Annotated in this window: 20 protein-coding genes and 1 pseudogene; 13 read left to right on the forward strand and 8 right to left on the reverse strand. The window is 65.4% G+C overall.

Going from position 1 to position 17,160, the window contains the following annotated elements; translation table 11 throughout:
* The coding region (locus tag NP3_RS33875) for a phosphatidate cytidylyltransferase (protein ID WP_063045822.1) at positions 1–725 on the forward strand (725 nt) is incomplete at its 5' end.
* On the opposite strand, the gene NP3_RS33880 is transcribed toward NP3_RS33875, so the two are convergent.
* Entirely contained in the window at positions 722–1,060 is a 339-nt protein-coding gene (locus tag NP3_RS33880; RefSeq protein ID WP_063045823.1) for a LapA family protein, read from the reverse strand. The two genes, NP3_RS33875 and NP3_RS33880, sit on opposite strands and share 4 nt — an antisense overlap.
* Before the next feature lie 180 nt (positions 1,061–1,240).
* Between NP3_RS33880 and rlmN the strand changes: the two are divergent.
* Positions 1,241–2,340 (forward strand): annotated as a pseudogene (rlmN, locus tag NP3_RS33885) (dual-specificity RNA methyltransferase RlmN).
* 17 nt (positions 2,341–2,357) lie between these two features.
* Here the strand turns inward: rlmN and NP3_RS33890 are convergent.
* Positions 2,358–2,669: a hypothetical protein gene (locus NP3_RS33890; RefSeq protein ID WP_063045835.1), complete on the reverse strand. Its 312-nt coding sequence runs from the start codon at positions 2,667–2,669 to the stop codon at positions 2,358–2,360.
* Positions 2,670–2,802: 133 nt separating this feature from the next.
* On the opposite strand from NP3_RS33890, the gene NP3_RS33895 reads away from it, so the two are divergent.
* The 3 genes from NP3_RS33895 to NP3_RS33905 all read left to right on the forward strand — a co-directional run bounded on the left by NP3_RS33895 (position 2,803) and on the right by NP3_RS33905 (position 6,026).
* Positions 2,803–3,219 (forward strand): CBS domain-containing protein, encoded by a 417-nt coding sequence (locus NP3_RS33895; protein ID WP_063045836.1) that lies wholly within the window; start codon positions 2,803–2,805, stop codon positions 3,217–3,219.
* Positions 3,220–3,339: 120 nt separating this feature from the next.
* Positions 3,340–3,906: a hemerythrin domain-containing protein gene (locus NP3_RS33900; RefSeq protein ID WP_063045824.1), complete on the forward strand. Its 567-nt coding sequence runs from the start codon at positions 3,340–3,342 to the stop codon at positions 3,904–3,906.
* 5 nt (positions 3,907–3,911) lie between these two features.
* A complete protein-coding gene (locus tag NP3_RS33905) occupies positions 3,912–6,026 on the forward strand; it encodes a catalase (RefSeq protein ID WP_063045837.1) in 2,115 nt (704 codons plus the stop codon).
* A gap of 10 nt (positions 6,027–6,036) precedes the next feature.
* On the opposite strand, the gene NP3_RS33910 is transcribed toward NP3_RS33905, so the two are convergent.
* Together NP3_RS33910 and NP3_RS33915 are read right to left on the reverse strand one after the other, a co-directional pair.
* Positions 6,037–6,990, reverse strand: a complete 954-nt coding sequence (locus NP3_RS33910; RefSeq protein ID WP_063045825.1) for a TIGR03557 family F420-dependent LLM class oxidoreductase — start codon at positions 6,988–6,990, stop codon at positions 6,037–6,039.
* Positions 6,991–7,078: 88 nt separating this feature from the next.
* Entirely contained in the window at positions 7,079–7,279 is a 201-nt protein-coding gene (locus NP3_RS33915; RefSeq protein ID WP_063045826.1) for a hypothetical protein, read from the reverse strand.
* A 176-nt stretch (positions 7,280–7,455) separates the two neighbouring features.
* Here NP3_RS33915 and NP3_RS33920 point away from each other — a divergent pair, with 176 nt between their 5' ends.
* A complete protein-coding gene (locus NP3_RS33920; protein WP_373864803.1) occupies positions 7,456–7,743 on the forward strand; it encodes a cold shock domain-containing protein in 288 nt (95 codons plus the stop codon).
* Between the two features lie 33 nt (positions 7,744–7,776).
* Here NP3_RS33920 and NP3_RS33925 read toward each other — a convergent pair whose 3' ends face one another.
* Positions 7,777–8,805 (reverse strand): alpha/beta hydrolase, encoded by a 1,029-nt coding sequence (locus NP3_RS33925; protein ID WP_245721223.1) that lies wholly within the window; start codon positions 8,803–8,805, stop codon positions 7,777–7,779.
* Between the two features lie 121 nt (positions 8,806–8,926).
* Between NP3_RS33925 and NP3_RS33930 the strand changes: the two genes are divergently transcribed.
* Positions 8,927–9,967 (forward strand): hypothetical protein, encoded by a 1,041-nt coding sequence (locus NP3_RS33930; protein ID WP_063045827.1) that lies wholly within the window; start codon positions 8,927–8,929, stop codon positions 9,965–9,967.
* Here the strand turns inward: NP3_RS33930 and NP3_RS33935 are convergent.
* Positions 9,964–10,755 carry an SAM-dependent methyltransferase gene (locus NP3_RS33935; RefSeq protein ID WP_063824980.1) on the reverse strand — a complete coding sequence of 264 codons (792 nt, stop codon included), beginning with the start codon at positions 10,753–10,755 and terminating at the stop codon, positions 9,964–9,966. The two genes, NP3_RS33930 and NP3_RS33935, sit on opposite strands and share 4 nt — an antisense overlap.
* 244 nt (positions 10,756–10,999) lie before the next feature.
* Between NP3_RS33935 and NP3_RS33940 the strand changes: the two genes are divergently transcribed.
* Complete coding sequence (locus NP3_RS33940) at positions 11,000–11,539, forward strand: RNA polymerase sigma factor (RefSeq protein WP_063045828.1); 540 nt, start codon at positions 11,000–11,002, stop codon at positions 11,537–11,539.
* On the forward strand, positions 11,529–11,795 hold the full coding sequence (locus tag NP3_RS33945; RefSeq protein ID WP_063045829.1) for a hypothetical protein: 267 nt from the start codon (positions 11,529–11,531) through the stop codon (positions 11,793–11,795). Before NP3_RS33940 ends, NP3_RS33945 begins: the two co-directional genes overlap by 11 nt.
* Before the next feature lie 49 nt (positions 11,796–11,844).
* Here NP3_RS33945 and NP3_RS33950 read toward each other — a convergent pair whose 3' ends face one another.
* Positions 11,845–12,258: a DUF5997 family protein gene (locus NP3_RS33950; protein ID WP_063045830.1), complete on the reverse strand. Its 414-nt coding sequence runs from the start codon at positions 12,256–12,258 to the stop codon at positions 11,845–11,847.
* Between the two features lie 154 nt (positions 12,259–12,412).
* On the opposite strand from NP3_RS33950, the gene NP3_RS33955 reads away from it, so the two are divergent.
* Positions 12,413–13,336, forward strand: coding sequence for a LysR family transcriptional regulator (locus tag NP3_RS33955; RefSeq protein WP_063045831.1), 924 nt, complete (start codon positions 12,413–12,415; stop codon positions 13,334–13,336).
* Positions 13,337–13,377: 41 nt separating this feature from the next.
* Here NP3_RS33955 and NP3_RS33960 read toward each other — a convergent pair whose 3' ends face one another.
* Positions 13,378–13,644, reverse strand: coding sequence for a DUF2631 domain-containing protein (locus NP3_RS33960; RefSeq protein ID WP_063045832.1), 267 nt, complete (start codon positions 13,642–13,644; stop codon positions 13,378–13,380).
* 161 nt (positions 13,645–13,805) lie between these two features.
* Between NP3_RS33960 and dxr the strand changes: the two genes are divergently transcribed.
* The 3 genes from dxr to NP3_RS33975 form a co-directional block, all read left to right on the forward strand.
* A complete protein-coding gene (dxr, locus tag NP3_RS33965; RefSeq protein ID WP_063045833.1) occupies positions 13,806–14,945 on the forward strand; it encodes a 1-deoxy-D-xylulose-5-phosphate reductoisomerase in 1,140 nt (379 codons plus the stop codon).
* 190 nt (positions 14,946–15,135) lie between these two features.
* A complete protein-coding gene (locus NP3_RS33970; protein WP_063045834.1) occupies positions 15,136–16,338 on the forward strand; it encodes a M50 family metallopeptidase in 1,203 nt (400 codons plus the stop codon).
* A 181-nt stretch (positions 16,339–16,519) separates the two neighbouring features.
* On the forward strand, positions 16,520–17,160 hold a 641-nt coding region (locus NP3_RS33975), incomplete at its 3' end, for a flavodoxin-dependent (E)-4-hydroxy-3-methylbut-2-enyl-diphosphate synthase (protein ID WP_169814624.1).

A 17,160-nucleotide genomic window follows, 5' to 3' on the forward strand; every position in this document is an offset into this window, starting at 1 on the left:
TATTCATCGGCGTTGCGGCCGCCGGAGTCGGCGTCGCGACCTGGGAGGTCGCCAAGCGGCTGCGGGAGGCGGATGTCCTCGTCCCGCGGATCCCGCTCATCGTCGGCGGTCAGGCGGTGTTTTGGCTCGGCTGGCCGTGGGGCGCCAGCGGCGTGGCGGGCGCCTTCGCCACGACCACGCTGGTCTGCATGGTGTGGCGCCTTTTCGATCACGGCTTGCAGACCGCGCCGCGAAACTTCTTGCGCGACACCGCGATCACGATTTTCACCCTGGCCTGGATCCCGCTGCTCGCCTCGTTCGCGACGCTGCTGCTGCTCGAGCCCGACGGCAATCTGCGGGTGCTGACCTTCATGATCCTGGTGGTCTGTTCCGATGTCGGCGGTTACGTCGCGGGTGTGCTGTTCGGGCGGCATCCGATGGTGCCCGCGATCAGCCCGAAGAAGTCCTGGGAGGGCTTCTGCGGTTCGCTGGTGTTCAGCGTGATCGGCGGTCTGCTGACGGTGACCCTGCTGCTGGAAGCCAACTCGATGATCGGCGTGGTGCTCGGCGTCGGCCTGGTATTGGTCGCGACCGTCGGTGATCTCATCGAATCCCAGGTCAAGCGGGAACTGGGCATCAAGGATATGGGCACCCTGCTGCCCGGCCACGGCGGCATCATGGACCGCCTCGATTCGATGCTGCCCTCGGCCTTCGTGTCGTGGCTGGTGCTCAGCAGCTTGCTCTAGCGCTTCGCAGCGCGGCGGAGCTGAATGATCCGCACCCCGCCGACCAACGCCATCACCAGCGCACCGGCGATCACCGACAGCAGCACCATGATGCCGACCGGCATGGAGAAGCTCCAGAAGAACAGATCCACCCGCTGCTGTTCCAGGTTCTGCAGGATGAAGATCAGCAGCACGATGCCGATCAGCGTCGCGGCGACCAGGGCGACCCAGGTGTCGCCGGTCCGGGACTTCATCACCGACTTGCGGCCGGTCGGCTCCACCGTCTCACGGCCGGTCGACGCAGGTGCGGCATCTTCGGTGCGCTCCGGCTCGGACGACTCGGCGTGACTGGTCATCCTTCGATCATTGCCGATCGCTATCGTCGGTGCACGCATTTCTGTCCGGTGACCGGCATGTCGTGATGTCGAAGCAGCGCTGCTCACCGGCCCGATCGAACGTGACGTTCGTCGCGTCGGGCGTCGTGATGGTCACCTTCGGTCCGGGCCGCACACGCGAGATGGGACACTGGAGAGACTATGACCGTCTCCCTGCCCCTCGTCTTCGATGCTCCGCGCCGTGGCATGCCGCCACGGCACCTCGCCGACCTCGATGCCGACGGGCGCAAGGCCGCGGTCGCGGAGCTCGGACTGCCGAAGTTCCGCGCCGACCAGATCGCGCGCCAGTACTACGGCCGCCTGCAGGCCGATCCGGAGCTGATGACCGATCTGCCCGCCACCGTGCGCGAAAAGGTCGGCGCGGCGCTGTTTCCGCCGCTGATGTCGGTGGTCAAACATGTCGCGTGCGATGGCGGCGAGACGCGAAAGACCTTGTGGCGTGCGGGCGATGGCACCTTGCTGGAGAGCGTGTTGATGCGCTATCCACCCTCTGCATTTCCAGCCAGGCCGGCTGCGGTATGGCGTGCCCATTCTGTGCCACCGGTCAGGGCGGCCTCAACCGCAATCTCTCCACCGCCGAAATCGTCGACCAGGTCCGCGCCGCAGCCGCTGCCATGCGTGATGGCGAGGTCTCGGGTGGTCCGGGCCGCCTGTCCAATATCGTCTTCATGGGCATGGGGGAGCCGCTGGCGAATTACAAGCGGGTGGTCGCCGCGGTTCGTCGCATCACCTCACCCGCGCCCGACGGCTTCGGTATCTCTCAGCGCAACGTGGTGGTTTCCACCGTCGGCTTGGCTCCGGCGATCCGCAAGCTCGCCGACGAGGACCTCTCGGTGACCCTCGCGGTGTCGCTGCACACCCCCGATGACGAACTGCGCGACACCCTGGTGCCGGTGAACAACCGCTGGCCGGTCGCCGAGGTCCTCGACGCCGCCCGCTATTACGCCGAAAAGAGCGGGCGCCGGGTTTCCATCGAATACGCGCTGATCCGCGATATCAATGACCAGCCGTGGCGCGCCGATATGCTCGGCGCGAAACTGCACAAGGCCCTGGGCTCCCGCGTGCACGTGAACGTCATCCCGCTGAACCCGACGCCGGGCAGCAAGTGGGATGCCAGCCCGAAACCTGTTGAGCAGGAATTCGTTCGGCGCGTCAACGCGCAGGGCGTTCCGTGCACGGTGCGCGATACGCGGGGCCAGGAAATCGCGGCGGCCTGCGGGCAGTTGGCCGCAGAGGGCTAGGCTGCCCCTTTTTCGCGTCAGTGGCCGCCCGGCTCGAGGAGTTCGCGGCCTTCGTCGGCCTTGACGCGGCGGTGTTCGGCGAGGATGAGTCCGCCGCCGCAGATCAGGCACAGACCGGTGGCGATACCGGCCACGACGGCCCAGCCCGCGAATCCGTAGCCCGCGGCGGTGAGTGTCAGGGCGGCGCCCACTACGCCGAGCAGCACCAGGATGACGCCGGGCCAGTTGTGGGTGTCGGCGATCATTTCGCCCGCGTGATTTCTGGTGTTGCGTGCGCGGTCCGGGAAGTCGGAACGCAGCCGATCGGATGCGTCGGGTCCAGGAAACATGGCGTCCTCTCCGTTCGGATGGATCGTCTCGTTCGAGCGGATACCCGACATGTTCCGGATCAATCAGGGTGTATCGGCGATCACGTCGGGTACCGCGAACCCGAATCTGCTTGCGACGAACAGGAGGGCAACCATGGCAACCGCGCGGGAACTCATGACCGAAGGCGTGCAGTGCGTGCGATCCAGCGATTCGGTGGTCGAGGCCGCCAAGCTGATGAAACAGCTGAGCGTCGGCGCGCTGCCGATATGCGGTGAGGACAATCGGTTGAAGGGCATACTGACCGACCGCGACATCGTCGTGAAGGTGCTTGCCGAGAACAAGGACCCGATCGGCGTCAAGGCGGGGGAACTGGCCGAGGGCACACCGATCACGGTGCAGGCGGGCACCGATGCCGACGAGGTGCTCAATGTGATGGCGGTGCATCAGATCCGCCGGGTGCCGGTGCTCGACGGTGACCAGTTGGTCGGCATTGTGGCGCAGGCCGATGTGGCCGTCGCGCTCGGCAATGCCGATACCGGCGGCGTGGTGGAGGCGGTGTCGACGGACTGACCGCGACCTTCGAATCTTCTCGTCCGCGCTGCCCTGAGCGCAGGTGTGAGTGTGCCGCTTGCGGGTATGCGCGGACGAGAGGAGCCGCGGTGGCTCCGTCCCCGATCGAGGAGGTACGCAATGGCCACCGGTCAGAAGGAAGACGTCGTCACGCTCTTGCTGGCGCAACACGAACTGATCAAGGGGCTGATCGAAAAGGTACAGCTCGCGCAGGGTGCGGCCAAGCGCGAGCCGTTCGAGGAGTTGGTCCGCGCGCTGGCCGTGCACGAGAGCGCCGAAGAGGAAGTGGTGCATCCGGCATCACGGCGCGCAGCTGTGCCCGCTGGCGTCGTCGAGGACAGGCTGCGCGAAGAAGAAGAGGCCAAACGCGTGCTGGCCGAGCTCTACGACATGGGCGTGCAGCACGAGGATTTCGATACCGAATTCCGCAGCTTCGCCGAATCGGTGATCGAACACGCCGATATGGAGGAGAAGGAGGAATTCGATCAGCTGCGCCAAGAGCTTTCCGCCAACGAGAGCGCGGTGCTCGCCGATGTCGTGCGGGTCGCCGAGGCCGTCGCCCCGACCCGGCCGCATCCGGAGGCTGGTGCGTCGGCGCTGGTGAATATCGTTGCCGGACCGCCACTTGCGCTCTTCGACCGGATTCGCGACGCGGTGCGCGATTGGCGCCGTAAGACCGAGGGGTGAGCGACATGCCCGACGCAACCAATCGGAACGGCGCATCGAATGAGAAGCAGCGCCAGCTGGATCGATACCGGGTGGATCGCGAACAGGGAAAGCTGACCACACAGCAGGGCGTACGGGTGGACAGCACCGACGACGCCTTGAAGGTGGGGGAGCGCGGGCCGACGCTGCTCGCGGATTTCCATGCCAGGGAGAAGATCACCCACTTCGATCACGAGCGGATTCCGGAGCGAGTGGTCCATGCCAGAGGTGCGGGCGCGTACGGACACTTCCGGCCCTATGGCGGCTGGCTCGGTGACTTCACCGCCGCTCGCTTCCTCATCGATTCGAGCGTGGAAACGCCGGTGTTCGTGCGGTTTTCGACCGTCGCCGGTTCACGCGGATCCGCGGATACTGTGCGCGATGTGCGCGGCTTCGCGACGAAGTTCTATACCGCCCAGGGCAATTACGATCTGGTCGGCAATAACTTCCCGGTGTTCTTCATCCAGGACGGAATCAAATTCCCGGACTTCGTGCATGCGGTGAAACCGGAGCCGCACAATGAGATTCCGCAGGCCGCCTCCGCGCACGACACCCTCTGGGATTTCGTGGGTCAGCAGCCGGAGACACTGCACGCGATCATGTGGCTGATGTCGGACCGGGCACTGCCGCGCAGCTATCGCATGATGCAGGGCTTCGGCGTACATACCTTCCGGCTCGTCAACAGCGAGGGCCGAGGCACTTTCGTGAAGTTCCACTGGACGCCGAAACTCGGCGTGCATTCGCTGCTGTGGGACGAATGTCAGCAGATCGCCGGGCGTGATCCCGACTTCAATCGACGCGATCTGTGGGACTGCATCGCGGCGGGCCAGTATCCGGAGTGGGAACTCGGCGTGCAGCTGGTCTCGGACGAAAGCGAATTCGGCTTCGACTTCGACCTGCTCGATCCGACGAAAATCATTCCGGAAGAACAGGTTCCGGTGCAACCGGTCGGCCGCATGGTGCTGGACCGCAACCCGGACAACTTCTTCGCCGAGACCGAGCAGGTGGCCTTCCACACCGCCAATCTGGTGCCTGGTATCGATTTCAGCGATGATCCGCTGCTGCAGTTGCGCAACTTCTCCTACCTGGATACCCAGCTGATCCGTTTGGGCGGGCCGAATTTCGCCCAGCTGCCGATCAACCGGCCGGTCGCCGACGTGCGCAATCACCAGCAGGACGGCTACGGTCAGCACGCCATTCCACAGGGCGAGGCGGCCTATACCAAGAACACCATCGGTGGCGGTTGTCCGGCATTGGCGGATACCGAGATGTTCCAGCACTATGCCGAGCCGCTATCCGGTTCTGCTATTCGTCAGCGCGCCAGCAGTTTTCAGGAGTACTACCGGCAGCCGCGGATGTTCTGGCGCAGTATGTCGCCGCCGGAGGCCGACCACATCGTCGCCGCCTTCGCCTTCGAACTGGGCAAGGTGGAGCGGGCGATCATCCGGACCAGGGTGCTCGAACATCTGGCGCGAATCGAGCCCGAACTGGCCGAGCGGGTCGCGAGTGAACTGGGTATGCCGGTGCCGCAACCGGACTCGGGTGATCGCGAGGCGGTGGTATCTCCCGCGCTGTCGCAACTCAATACGGTCACCGATACCATCGCGACCCGGAAGATCGCGATCCTGGCCGCCGATGGGGTGGACACACTCGGTGTGCGCCGCATCAAATCGTGGTTGACCGACCGTGGTGCGGTCCCCGAAGTGCTCGCGCCGCACGCCGGTACGTTGGGCGGCGACGGCAGCGACGGCGAAACCCTCCCGGTGGACCGGTCGCTGGCCACCGTCGCCTCGGTTCTCTACGATGCGGTGCTGGTCGCGGGTGGCGCGCAGTCCGCCGACACGCTGGTGGGCAATGGCGCGGCGGTGCACTTCGTCCTGGAGGCGTTCAAACACGCCAAACCGATCGGCGGCTTCGGCGACGGTGTCACGCTGCTGCGGGTCGCCGGTGTCGCATCCGCCACCGATCATGACGCGCAAACAGGTGTCTTCACCACGACCGCCGTCGGCGCGGGCGTGGCCGAGGAGTTCATCGAGACGTTCGCGAATGCGCTTGCCCAGCACCGGGTCTGGCGCCGGTCGACCGTCGCCGTGCCCGCCTAGCCGTCCCGGTTCAGCTCAGGGCGGGCTGGATCTGCTTCTCCCATGCGGTGCAGAAGCCATCCAGATCGGGCCCGATCTGCTGGACGTACAGTTCGTCGACACCGGCATCGAGATACTGCCGGAGTCGGCGGATATGACGTTCCGGATCGGGCCCGGTGGCGATGTGCTCACGGGTGGATTCGCGATCGATCAGGCTCATCGCGTCCTCGAAATCGCGCGGACGCGGCAGAGTTTGGGAAAGTTGGCCGGGCAGCAGCTCATTGGCCCAGGGGCGATGTGCGGCATCCAGACCCGACTCCTCGTCGCGGGACCAGCTGACCTTGGCGCCCGCCTGTACCGGTTTCGCGCCGCCGCCCGTGCTGCGAAAGGTGTCGATCGCATCGGCATCGGGCACTACGGTGCAGAAACCGTCGCCGATGCGCGCCGCCAATTGCGTTGCCTGCGGGCCGAATCCGGAAATGTAGATCGGTACCGGAGCATCGGGCAGTGTGTAGATTCTGGCGTCCTGCACGGTGTAGTACTCGCCGCGGTGGTTGACATTGCCGCCGCGGTGCAGCCGACGAATCAGCTGGACCGCCTCCTCCAGCATTTCGAGCCGGACCGCGGGCGACGGCCACGGATCGCCGAGAATGTGCTCGTTGAGCGCCTCACCGCTGCCGACGCCGAGTATGAAATCGCCGCCGAGTTGGACGGCGGCGGTCGCCGCGGCCTGCGCGATGATCAGCGGGTGGATGCGGACGGTAGGACAGGTGACCGCTGTGGTGATCGGCAGATCGGTGGCCTCCGAGAGCGCACCGATGGTGCCCCAGACGAAGGGGCTGTGGCCCTCGGCGTCATTCCACGGATGGAAATGGTCGGAGATCCACAGCCGCTCGAACCCGGCCTGTTCGGCGCGTTTGGCCTGCTCGACGAGTTCTTTCGGCCCGAACTGTTCGCTGGCTAGGAAATATCCGAAGGTGACCATGTCGGGCGCTTACCCAGGTTCGCGCGCGATATTCGACGCGTGCGAACGGGCCCCGGATAGCTCACCGAGGCCCGTTCGACAGGTTGAGCTAGCCGCCGCTGTGGCTGTGCTGGCCACCCTTCTGCTTGGCCGCCGTGGGCTGCGCCTGTGCGCCCTTACGACCTGCCTCGTGCGGGTCGGCCGCATTGCGTTGGCCGAAGCTGCCGGTACTGGCCTTGCCGCCCTTGCTGGCCTGCTCGTGGGTGTCCTTGCGATTGCCGAACTGCCCGGGATTCTTCGGATCTGCCATGACGGCACTCCTTCTCGGTAGTTGGAACTATCTGCGGCCCCGGTTCGGACCACATGTGCGACCTACCCGGGATCGGGTCGGCTAATCGAGCCGATATCACCCGGTGGTCAGACTGTTTCGCGGCTTGAAAAATGGTGTTTACCAGTGGCATTCGCGGGTAAGTGGACGGCGGGGAGATGGCCGAATCCGACATCGCGGAGGCGACGATGAGCAGCGTTATCGATCCAACTTCGGTATGGCTGACCGGTAGGGTGGCTTGGTTCGATGAACAGCGTGGGTTCGGCTTCATCGATCCAGACGGTGTCCGGCAGTGGCCGGTGTTCGTCGAATACAGCTGTATCGATGTTCCGGGTTATCGCGCGCTGGCGGAAGGCCAGCCGGTGCGCTATCTGTGCGATCCCGAGGCGCACGGCCGCGCGGCCGCGGTGGTGCGCCCGTACCCTCCGCAGATCAGCCCGAAGTGATCACGGAAACTGAACTGCCGCAAGCAGATCCAGCTATCCGACGACCGACTTCATCCAGTCGATGACGGCGGCATGATATTGCGCGGTGTTCCGTGCGAGATTCACCGAATGTCCGCTGCCGGGCAGCACGAAGGTACGCAACCGCGCGGCTGGACTGAAAAACGCGGCCTCCGCGGCCTGCAGGGTCGTGCTGTCGGCGCAGATCGCATAGGCGGGTCCACACGACAACCGGTCCAAACTGCCATTGACGACCATGACCGGGGCGGTGATCGAGCTGGACATCCCTGGCAGGGTAGAGGTGAGGCCGTCAGGATATTCGGTGAGCGAGAAGGTTTCCTTCGTCGCCTCATCGATCGCGAGCACCTGCGGGTCGTAATTATCCGGCCCGAAGAAATCACTGGCCCGGGTGCCCGGCCGGGTCACGAGATAGCCCGAATCGTATCCGCGGCTGGCGAATACGGGATCCTGTACCGCCTGGTAGTAGGTGCCGATCACGCCGAGGACGTCCGGCACGCTCAGGGTGTGCGAGTATCCGGTGAGCAGCACGCCGTCGACGTCGTGGTAGGTGGTGGCCTCCATGACCGAGGTGCCGGAGCTCAGCGAATGACCACCGGTGACAACCTTGCCGAACGGCTGTGCGCCCGCGAGTCCATGGCGCAGGGCTTGCACGATGTCGTGCAGGGCTTCCGCGGTGGCCGACGCGGTCAGTGACATGCTCGGCGGACGGGTGCTCGCGCCGTTACCGAGCCGGTCGGCCACCAGCGTCGCGTAACCCGCCGCGTTCATCGCGCGCCGGAAGTTGTAAGTCTCTGGGGCGTAAGGGAAATCCCAGTAGGTGTGGTTGTAATTGGATCCCGCCATCAACACCATGACGGCGTCGGTCGGCCGGTCCGGCAGGCACAGGGTCGCGCCCAGCGTCCCCTGCGGCACCGGGAAAGAGATCTCCTGACAACGGTCGGGCGAGGCGGCCGGATCAGCACTGGCCCCGCCCGGCACCACACCGAGCATTGTCGCCGCCGCGGTAGCGGCCACCAGCATTCGGGCGTAGAGCTTGTTCGTCACCGCGTTCCCTCCGAATGGGAAATATCGTGCGCCGCGCCATCTTCTGGCGAATCACCATACCGCACACGAACATCCGTAGCTATGGGGTTGCGTGACGAAGATGCGATCTACGATGCACGGCATGGGTTCGCGTGGTGTGCACTTTGTCGGCAGCTTTCCTGGTACGAGTACCGACGATGCGATGCGCGCGATGCTCGATGCCGCGGGACCGCGCCTGCGCACGCTCCCGACCGGGGAAACGCGTCGCTACGAGTTCTACATCCAGCCGATCATCGAGGATCTGGTGGCGCAGGGCGCATTGGAAGTGAAGAAGCCGGGTACGTGGCGCTCGAGCCGGGAGCGGACCATCCATCGCGTTCCGGGCGGTCGTGAGCTGACGGGCGACATGATGGAGCTCGGTTATCTCGCTGAGGCACAGGAGGCGCTGCCGATATTCCATGGTTTGCGCACGGCGCGCGAGCTGCCGGAACTCACTCTCCAGATCGGGATGCCGACCGATTTCACCCTCGCATTCATCGCCATGGGCATTCCAGGTGTCCGGTCGCACCGCAAGGCATTCCATGACGCGACCGTGCGCGATATCGCGGCCATCCACGAACTGGTCGGTACCGACGACGTGGTCGTGCAATTGGAGGCGACAGCGGAAATGGTGCTCATGGTGAAGGCGCAGCCACTGCACCGACGGCTGGACGCGGCATTGCGCCTCGGCGAGGGGATTGCGGCGCTGGCCGAATCCGCGCCTGCGGGAACCAGATTCGGCGTGCACCTGTGCGTCGGAAGCCTGCGCAACAAGTCCCGGGCCAGTATGCGTGATCTACGACCCTTCGTGGAGCTGGCCAATTCCGTTGCCCGGCAGTGGCCTTCGGATCGCCCGCTCATCTATGTGCACGGTCCGCTTGCGGCCGGAGATATCCCGCCGTCGGCGGATCACGCGTTCTACGCACCCCTCGCGGACCTGTCGCTCGGCGCGGGCACCAGTTTCTACGCGGGATTCGTTCACGACACTCCCACGGTGCCAGAGCAGGTCGAGACCTTGCGGTTGATCGAGAACGCGCTGAGTAGACCGGTGGACGGCGTCGCGAGTGCATGTGGACTCGGTCGCCGTCCGCGTCCGATCGCCGACGCGCTCGCGGCACGCGCCGATACGCTCGCCGCGAGCTAGGGCTTGCGACCGACTCCGCCCAACAGCACCAACTTGGTGCGCGGCAGGTCGTCGTCGAGCCAATCCTGTACCGGCACCAGACCGGGTTCGACTATCTCGAAGCCGTCCAGGTAGGCGGCCACCATATCCGGGGTCCGGAACTGGACCTGCGCCGAGCTGCCGTCGGTATCGCCGGTCGACTGCGCGACGAACTCCGTGTACGTGTCGACCGATCCGTGGGTGAAGGCCAGGATGCTTCCCGGCGCCATCACATCGCGCAATCGCGCGATGATCTCGGCCGGATGTTCGTCGTCCATCACGAAGTGCAGCACGCCGACGATCAGAATCGCTACCGGCTGGTCGAAGTCGATCTGTCCCTCGGTCCGCGCCTTCTTGATGATCTCGTCCGTGCGGCGAATATCGCCGAGTATCGATGTGACACCGGATGTGCCGGACAGGAGCGCGTTGGTGTGCACGTGCACGACCGGGTCGTAGTCGATCATCACGACGCGTGCCGCCGGGTCGACCTTCTGTGCTATCTCGTGCACGTTGGGCGAGATGGGGATTCCGGCACCGATATCGATGAATTGCCGAATCCCGGCCTTGGCCGCCTCTTCCACGGCGTTGAGCAGGAATTTACGACTGAACCAGGCCGTCGTCTTGGTGTCCGGCGCGACCGCGAGCATTCGCTCGGCGACTCGCTGGTCCACCTCGTAGTTGTCTTTACCGCCAAGTAAGTAGTTGTACACCCGAGCAGCGTTCGGCTTGGATGGATCGACGCGTACCGGCGCCCGATCGGCCTCAGCCACCGCACCTCCCTTGATGCCCCTCGGCACATCGTAACAACGCCTGGTCGTTTGTCCGCATGGGATCGGGCTGCGATGCTCGATTGCGGTGAATCCTTTGTGCGGGTTTACACCTCTCATACTTGTGTCGGCAACACGGTCGGCACGAAATCGGGAGGTTTGTCGTGATCATAGCCGCGATTGTTGTTGGGGCGCTGCTCATTTGCGCGTGCAGCATTACCGTGCTGCGGCGGCGGAGCCGGTCGGAATGACCGAGGTGTGCTGGCCCGACGAACATCTCGTCGCCGCGGCGCGGGCGGGCGATATCGAGTCGATCACCGCCCTGGTGTCCGGATCGCATCCGCATGTGCGGCGCTTCGCGTACTCGCTGTGCGCGACGCCGGAGGATGCCGAGGATGCGGCGCAGGAGGCGCTGATCATTCTGTACCGCAAGATCGGGACATTGCGAGCATCGGGTGCGTTGGCCTCGTGGATGTTTCGCATTGTGCGCAATGAATGCCTGCGGCAATTGCGGTTACGTGTGCGTCGGGCCGAACCGATGCCCGACTCGGCCATCGCATCGGCGGAAGAGGAGGCGCTCAATCGCTGGAAGGCCGAGCGGGTGGCCGCGGCGATCGCCGCACTGCCCGGCGATCAGCGGCAGGTGCTGATCATGCGAGATGTGCAGGGGTACAGCGGTCGAATGGTCGCGGATCTGCTCGGGCTGAGCACCGCGGCCATGAAATCACGGCTGCATCGGGCGCGTGCGGCGGTGCAGGGGAGTTTGGAGGTCGGCAATGTCGGATGAGTTCGCCAGTGCGTCGCTATCGCGCCATTTGGCCCGTGGCGCAATCGGATTCGGCGCTGTGGTCGGGTCGTTCGCACTGATGCCCGCGGTCGGGCCCGTCGGTCTGCTGCTCCTGCCGGTCGGTCTCGTCGCGCTGCGTGGCTGCCCGACCTGCTGGGCGATCGGCTTGCTCCAGACGCTGTCCCGGGGCCGACTGCAGCGCTCGTGCACCGGCGGCTCCTGCCAACTGGTCACTACGAAATCCGGTGCGACATAACCGCTTCCACCACCCGGCTACAGCCGCACCCAAGTTGGGTGCGGCTGTTCTACGTCCGGTTCTTGGCGGGGCGGTTGGAAGCGGTGCGGCGTTCGGCCTGTTGGGTTTTGATGCGCTCGTTTTCCTTCAGCACCGCGGCGTAGTTCTCGCGTTCGCGGATCAGCCATTCGGGCGGGTCGGCGAGCAGGGCGGCGATTTCCTCGGCGTTCATCGCGTCCGAGACTTCGGCGCGGGCCAGGCCGGTATTGGAAACTCCGAGTTTGCGGGCGACGATATCGCGGGGGAAGGGGCCGGTCTTGCGCAGTTCGGTCAGCCAGGCCGGGGGGTTGGCGCGCAAGTCGTCGAGTTCGGCGCGGGAGATCGGGGAGTTGCGGAATTCCTCGGGCGTCGCCGGAAGGTAGATGCCGAGCTTGTTGGCCGCGGTCAGCGGCTTCATGGTCTGCGGTTTCTTATCCGGGCTCACCGGTACAGCCTAATGGGCACAGCCGGACGCAGTCCGCCCGCAGTCTGTTGCGCATGGACGAGCGAATGCGAGGCCACCGCGTATCCGGCCCGGCCGTGCCCTCAGACCACCCGTCTCGCGAGTCGACTGCCCCGATGGCAATACCCTCATACGAATGAACCCCGAGTCCATCGACGTGACCCGCCTGCGCTGGTTCGTCGCGGTTGCCGAGGAACTGCATTTCGCCCGTGCGGCGAAATCGCTGCACATTTCGCGGCAGAAGTTGAGTCACACGGTGATCGACTTGGAGCAAGAACTCGGAATGAAACTCTTTGTGCCCGGAGCACAGCCGACGCAGCTGACCGACGCCGGACAGCAATTGCTGCGCGATGCCAGGGATATCATCGCGCGCGCCGAAGAAGAGCCCGAGCCCGTGGCCGCGGAGGATGTCGCATTGCGGGTCGGCTTCGTCCCTGGCGTGACGGTCTCCAAATGGACGCGGATCTGGGGTGAGCGGTTTCCGGACACTCCGCTGGAGATGCTCCCGATCCCGATGGCCGAACAACTCGCCGCGCTGCGTGACGGGCGCGTCGACGCCTGTTTCGTCCGTCTGCCCATCGATCGTGAAGGTCTGAGCACGATTCCGCTCTACCGCGAGCTTCCCGTCGTCGTGGTGCCCAAAGACCACACACTGTCGCTTTTCGATCAGGTGGGCATGGGCGATCTGGAGGGTGAACGGATCCAGGACTCGAGCGATATCGATGCGATCGCGGGCACCATCGAATTGGTCGCGGCCGGTGTCGGCGTCGCCATCGTCCCGCATTCCATCGCCCGGCTGTACGCCCGCCGCGACCTCGTCTACCGGACGATGATGGGCGTCGCGGCTACGGAAATCGCTTTGGCCTGGCCGACCGCGCACACCACCGAACTGATCGAAGAGTTCGTCGGCATCGTGCGCGGCCGTTCGGAACGCAGCTCACGGGCCCAGGCTCAGCGCAAGAAGACCGAGCCGAAGAAGACCACCGCCAAGCGCTCGACGAGGAATGTCGCCAAGAACGCCGGAGCCAAGAAAAAGCCCGCCAAGCGACGAGGGCGTTAGGCGGGCGAATCCCCGGGCGAGTCGATACCTTCCGGTGTGGACTAGCGAGGCTTGCGGCGCAGGATCGAGTCGCGGATCATGATGCCCGCGATCACGGCGGCGAAACCGACCAGGAACACGTCCTCGATGTGGCCCTTGTGGTTGCCGATCGTCATGGCCAGCAGGATCACGCAGACGATCCAGCCCGCGACACGGAAGGTGCGGCGCGATTCCCCGCTCCAGCCCCATTCGGCGGACGGAACCTCGGCGGTATCCACGTGGGTGACGATTGCGCGGTCACTGGTGGGTTCGAGTTCCGTGGCGGCCACGATCGCTCCTTAGCTCGGTGTAGGCGTTGCTGCCGATATCGTGGCATACGACCGCTCGTCGTAGCCAGCAGGGCTGTCTTCGATCGGCGAGCGGCGCCCTACGTGGTTACGCAGGCTACCGCCTCCGGGCGCGTCGCTAGCCCCGCTGCCACAATGGGGCCGTGTCCGACATCGTGAGAGTCCTTCTGCTCGGCAGCACCGGTTCCATCGGTACCCAGGCGCTCGAGGTGATTGCCGCCAATCCCGACAAGTTCGAGGTGGTCGGCCTGGCCGCGCGCGGCGGCAATGCCGAGCTGCTCGCGGCCCAGATGGCCGCCACCGGGACCCGCAATGTCGCGGTCGCCGATCCGGCCGCGGGTACTCGACTCGACCTGGCTCTGAGTGGCCCCGGCGCGGTCACCGAACTGGTGCGCCGCACCGAGGCCGATGTGGTACTCAACGCACTCGTCGGTTCGCTCGGCCTGGAGCCGACCCTGGCCACCCTGCAATCGGGCACCCGGCTGGCGCTGGCGAACAAGGAATCCCTCGTCGCGGGCGGCTCGCTGGTGACCCGCGCCGCCGCGCCCGGGCAGATCGTGCCGGTCGACTCCGAACATTCCGCGCTCGCCCAGTGCCTGCGCGGCGGCCGGGCCGAGGAGGTGGATCGGCTGGTGCTGACCGCGTCGGGAGGTCCGTTCCGCGGCTGGACCACCGAAATGCTGGAATCGGTGAATCCGTCCGAGGCGAAGGCGCATCCGACCTGGTCTATGGGCCTGATGAATACGCTGAATTCGGCCTCGCTGGTGAACAAGGGCCTCGAACTGATCGAGACACATCTGCTGTTCGGGGTGCCCTACGACCGCATCGATGTCACGGTGCATCCGCAGTCGATCGTGCACTCCATGGTCACCTTCAAAGACGGCTCCACGCTGGCCCAAGCCAGCCCGCCCGATATGAAGCTGCCGATCGCACTGGCACTCGGTTGGCCCGATCGCGTATCGGGCGCGGCCGCCGCCTGCGACTTCAGCACCGCTTCGACCTGGGAATTCGAGCCGGTCGACAATGCGGTATTCCCCGCGGTCGAGCTGGCCAGGCAGGCGGGTACCGCGGGCGGCGGCGTCACCGCGGTCTACAACGCGGCGAATGAGATTGCCGTGCAAGCCTTTCTGGACGGGATCATCCGTTTCCCGGATATCGTGCGCACCGTCGCCCGCGCGGTCGAGGCGGCCGATCGGTGGCGCGCCGAACCGGAGACATTGCAAGACGTACTCGCCGCCGATACCTGGGCCCGCGACTACGCGCGCACCCTCGTCAATCGCTGATAGGACCGTATCGGGCGCGCCGTAGGACGGCGGCCTGGCAGACTTACCGGAGAGGTTGGTCGGCGTCCGGTTACTGTGGTCGGGGTGCCCGCGGCGCGAACGGACGTGCCTGTGCGGGTAATCGCGGCCGCTGCGGGCGGCCGCACTTCATTTGAGGCGAGCTGCGCAACGCAGGAGGGCTGTACAGCAAATGGTGTTCGCGTTGGGGTTCGTACTGTTCGCCCTCGGCATCACGATTTCGATCGCGCTGCACGAATGCGGGCATATGTGGGCCGCCCAGTCCACCGGCATGAAGGTGCGGCGCTATTTCATCGGTTTCGGTCCCAAGATTTTCTCGTTCCGGCGCGGTGAAACCGAATACGGTCTCAAGGCGCTCCCGCTCGGCGGCTTTTGCGATATCGCGGGCATGACCGCACTGGACGAACTCGCGCCCGAGGATCTCGACCGGGCCATGTACCGCCAGGCCACCTGGAAGCGCCTGGTCGTGATGTTCGGCGGGATCGCGATGAACTTCGTACTCGGCTTCCTCCTGCTGGTCGTACTCGCCATCGGTTGGGGACTGCCGCGCTTCGACCAGCCGCCCGCGACCACCATCGGCGCGATGAGATGCGTCGCCCAGCAGAATCCGGACAAATCGCTGGCCGACTGCCAGGGCACCGGACCCGCGCAGCAGGCCGGTATGCAGCGCGGTGACGTGGTCAAGGCCGTCAACGGCGTGAAGGTGACGACCTGGCAGCAGTTCACCGCCGAAACCCAGAAGCAGACCGGCCCGTTCACCTACACCATCGAGCGCGACGGTCAGACCAGGACCATCGAGGTCACCCCGGAACGCGTCACGCGCTATCCCGATGACGGCGGGCCGGGCCGCGAGGTCAGCGCGGTCGGCGTCGGTTCGGAGTACTACGCACCCCTGAAGTACAACGCGCTGGCCGCGATTCCGGCCGCGGGTGCGTACACCGGGCAGATGTTCGTGCGTACGGTGGAATCGCTGGCCCAGATGCCGCAGAAGGTTTCCGCGCTGTGGACCGCGGTGACCGGTGGCGAGCGCGATCCGGAAACCCCGGTCAGTGTCTACGGCGCGAGCAAGATCGGCGGCGAGACCGCCGAGCGCGGCCTGTGGGGCGTGTTCATCCTGGTCCTGGCCAGCCTGAATTTCTTCCTCGGCGCGTTCAACCTGCTGCCGCTGCTGCCGCTGGACGGCGGCCATATCGCGGTGGTGCTCTACGAGAAGGTCCGCAATACCGTCCGCGGCTGGAAGGGGCTGGCGCCGGGCGCTCCGGTCGACTATTTGAAACTGCTTCCGGTGACCTACATCGCAGTGGTGATCGGCGGTGCGTATATGGTGCTCACGCTGGTCGCCGACATCGTGAATCCGATCCAGTTGTTCCGCTGACGCGCTAACCTGTCGCGGTTGTTCCGCGATAACCACCGCGTACGCCGGATTGCTGGCATTTCGGGACATCTGTGTGTCATGGCTCATGTCATGGCTGTCACAGGGTGGGCAGCCGCGACACGCGGCTATCCTCGGTAGGCGAACGGCCCGAAACAGTACGCACGAAAGTAGGCAGCCGAAAGTGACCAGCACAATCGGATTGGGGATGCCGACCGCACCCGCGGCCGTTCTCGCGCCTCGCCGCAAGACCCGCCAATTGATGGTGGGCAATGTGGGCGTCGGCAGCGATTACCCGATTTCCGTGCAGTCGATGACCACCACCAAAACCCACGACGTCAACGCCACCCTGCAGCAGATCGCCGAACTGACGGCCTCGGGCTGCGATATCGTGCGCGTGGCCTGCCCGCGTCAGGAGGACGCCGACGCACTGGCGACCATTGCGCGCAAGAGCCAGATCCCGGTGATAGCGGATATTCATTTCCAGCCGCGGTATATCTTCGCCGCCATCGATGCGGGTTGTGCCGCGGTGCGCGTAAACCCGGGCAATATCAAGGAATTCGACGGCCGGGTCGGCGAGGTGGCCAAGGCCGCGGGCGCCGCGGGCATCCCGATTCGCATCGGTGTGAACGCCGGTTCGCTGGATAAGCGGATGTTGGAGAAGTACGGCAAGGCGACCCCGGAGGCGCTGGTCGAATCGGCGCTGTGGGAGGCGAGCCTGTTCGAGGAGCACGGCTTCGGCGATATCAAGATCTCGGTCAAGCACAACGATCCGGTGATCATGGTCGAGGCCTACCGCCAGCTGGCCGCGCAGTCGGACTACCC

Origin of the sequence: Nocardia pseudovaccinii NBRC 100343, from assembly GCF_001613225.1 — a bacterium.
GTDB classification, from domain to species: domain Bacteria; phylum Actinomycetota; class Actinomycetes; order Mycobacteriales; family Mycobacteriaceae; genus Nocardia; species Nocardia pseudovaccinii.

What these genes read in the sequence shown, in the direction of transcription:
- NP3_RS33910 (WP_063045825.1), bottom strand. Translation starts at nt 6,990, where the DNA reads ATGGTCACCTTCGGATATTTCCTAGCCAGCGAACAGTTCGGGCCGAAA.
- NP3_RS33955 (WP_063045831.1), top strand. Translation starts at nt 12,413, where the DNA reads ATGAACCCCGAGTCCATCGACGTGACCCGCCTGCGCTGGTTCGTCGCG.
- NP3_RS33905 (WP_063045837.1), top strand. Translation starts at nt 3,912, where the DNA reads ATGCCCGACGCAACCAATCGGAACGGCGCATCGAATGAGAAGCAGCGC.
- NP3_RS33915 (WP_063045826.1), bottom strand. Translation starts at nt 7,279, where the DNA reads ATGGCAGATCCGAAGAATCCCGGGCAGTTCGGCAATCGCAAGGACACC.
- NP3_RS33900 (WP_063045824.1), top strand. Translation starts at nt 3,340, where the DNA reads ATGGCCACCGGTCAGAAGGAAGACGTCGTCACGCTCTTGCTGGCGCAA.
- NP3_RS33920 (WP_373864803.1), top strand. Translation starts at nt 7,456, where the DNA reads ATGGCCGAATCCGACATCGCGGAGGCGACGATGAGCAGCGTTATCGAT.
- NP3_RS33895 (WP_063045836.1), top strand. Translation starts at nt 2,803, where the DNA reads ATGGCAACCGCGCGGGAACTCATGACCGAAGGCGTGCAGTGCGTGCGA.
- NP3_RS33930 (WP_063045827.1), top strand. Translation starts at nt 8,927, where the DNA reads ATGGGTTCGCGTGGTGTGCACTTTGTCGGCAGCTTTCCTGGTACGAGT.
- NP3_RS33970 (WP_063045834.1), top strand. Translation starts at nt 15,136, where the DNA reads ATGGTGTTCGCGTTGGGGTTCGTACTGTTCGCCCTCGGCATCACGATT.
- NP3_RS33890 (WP_063045835.1), bottom strand. Translation starts at nt 2,669, where the DNA reads ATGTTTCCTGGACCCGACGCATCCGATCGGCTGCGTTCCGACTTCCCG.
- NP3_RS33880 (WP_063045823.1), bottom strand. Translation starts at nt 1,060, where the DNA reads ATGACCAGTCACGCCGAGTCGTCCGAGCCGGAGCGCACCGAAGATGCC.
- NP3_RS33940 (WP_063045828.1), top strand. Translation starts at nt 11,000, where the DNA reads ATGACCGAGGTGTGCTGGCCCGACGAACATCTCGTCGCCGCGGCGCGG.
- NP3_RS33945 (WP_063045829.1), top strand. Translation starts at nt 11,529, where the DNA reads ATGTCGGATGAGTTCGCCAGTGCGTCGCTATCGCGCCATTTGGCCCGT.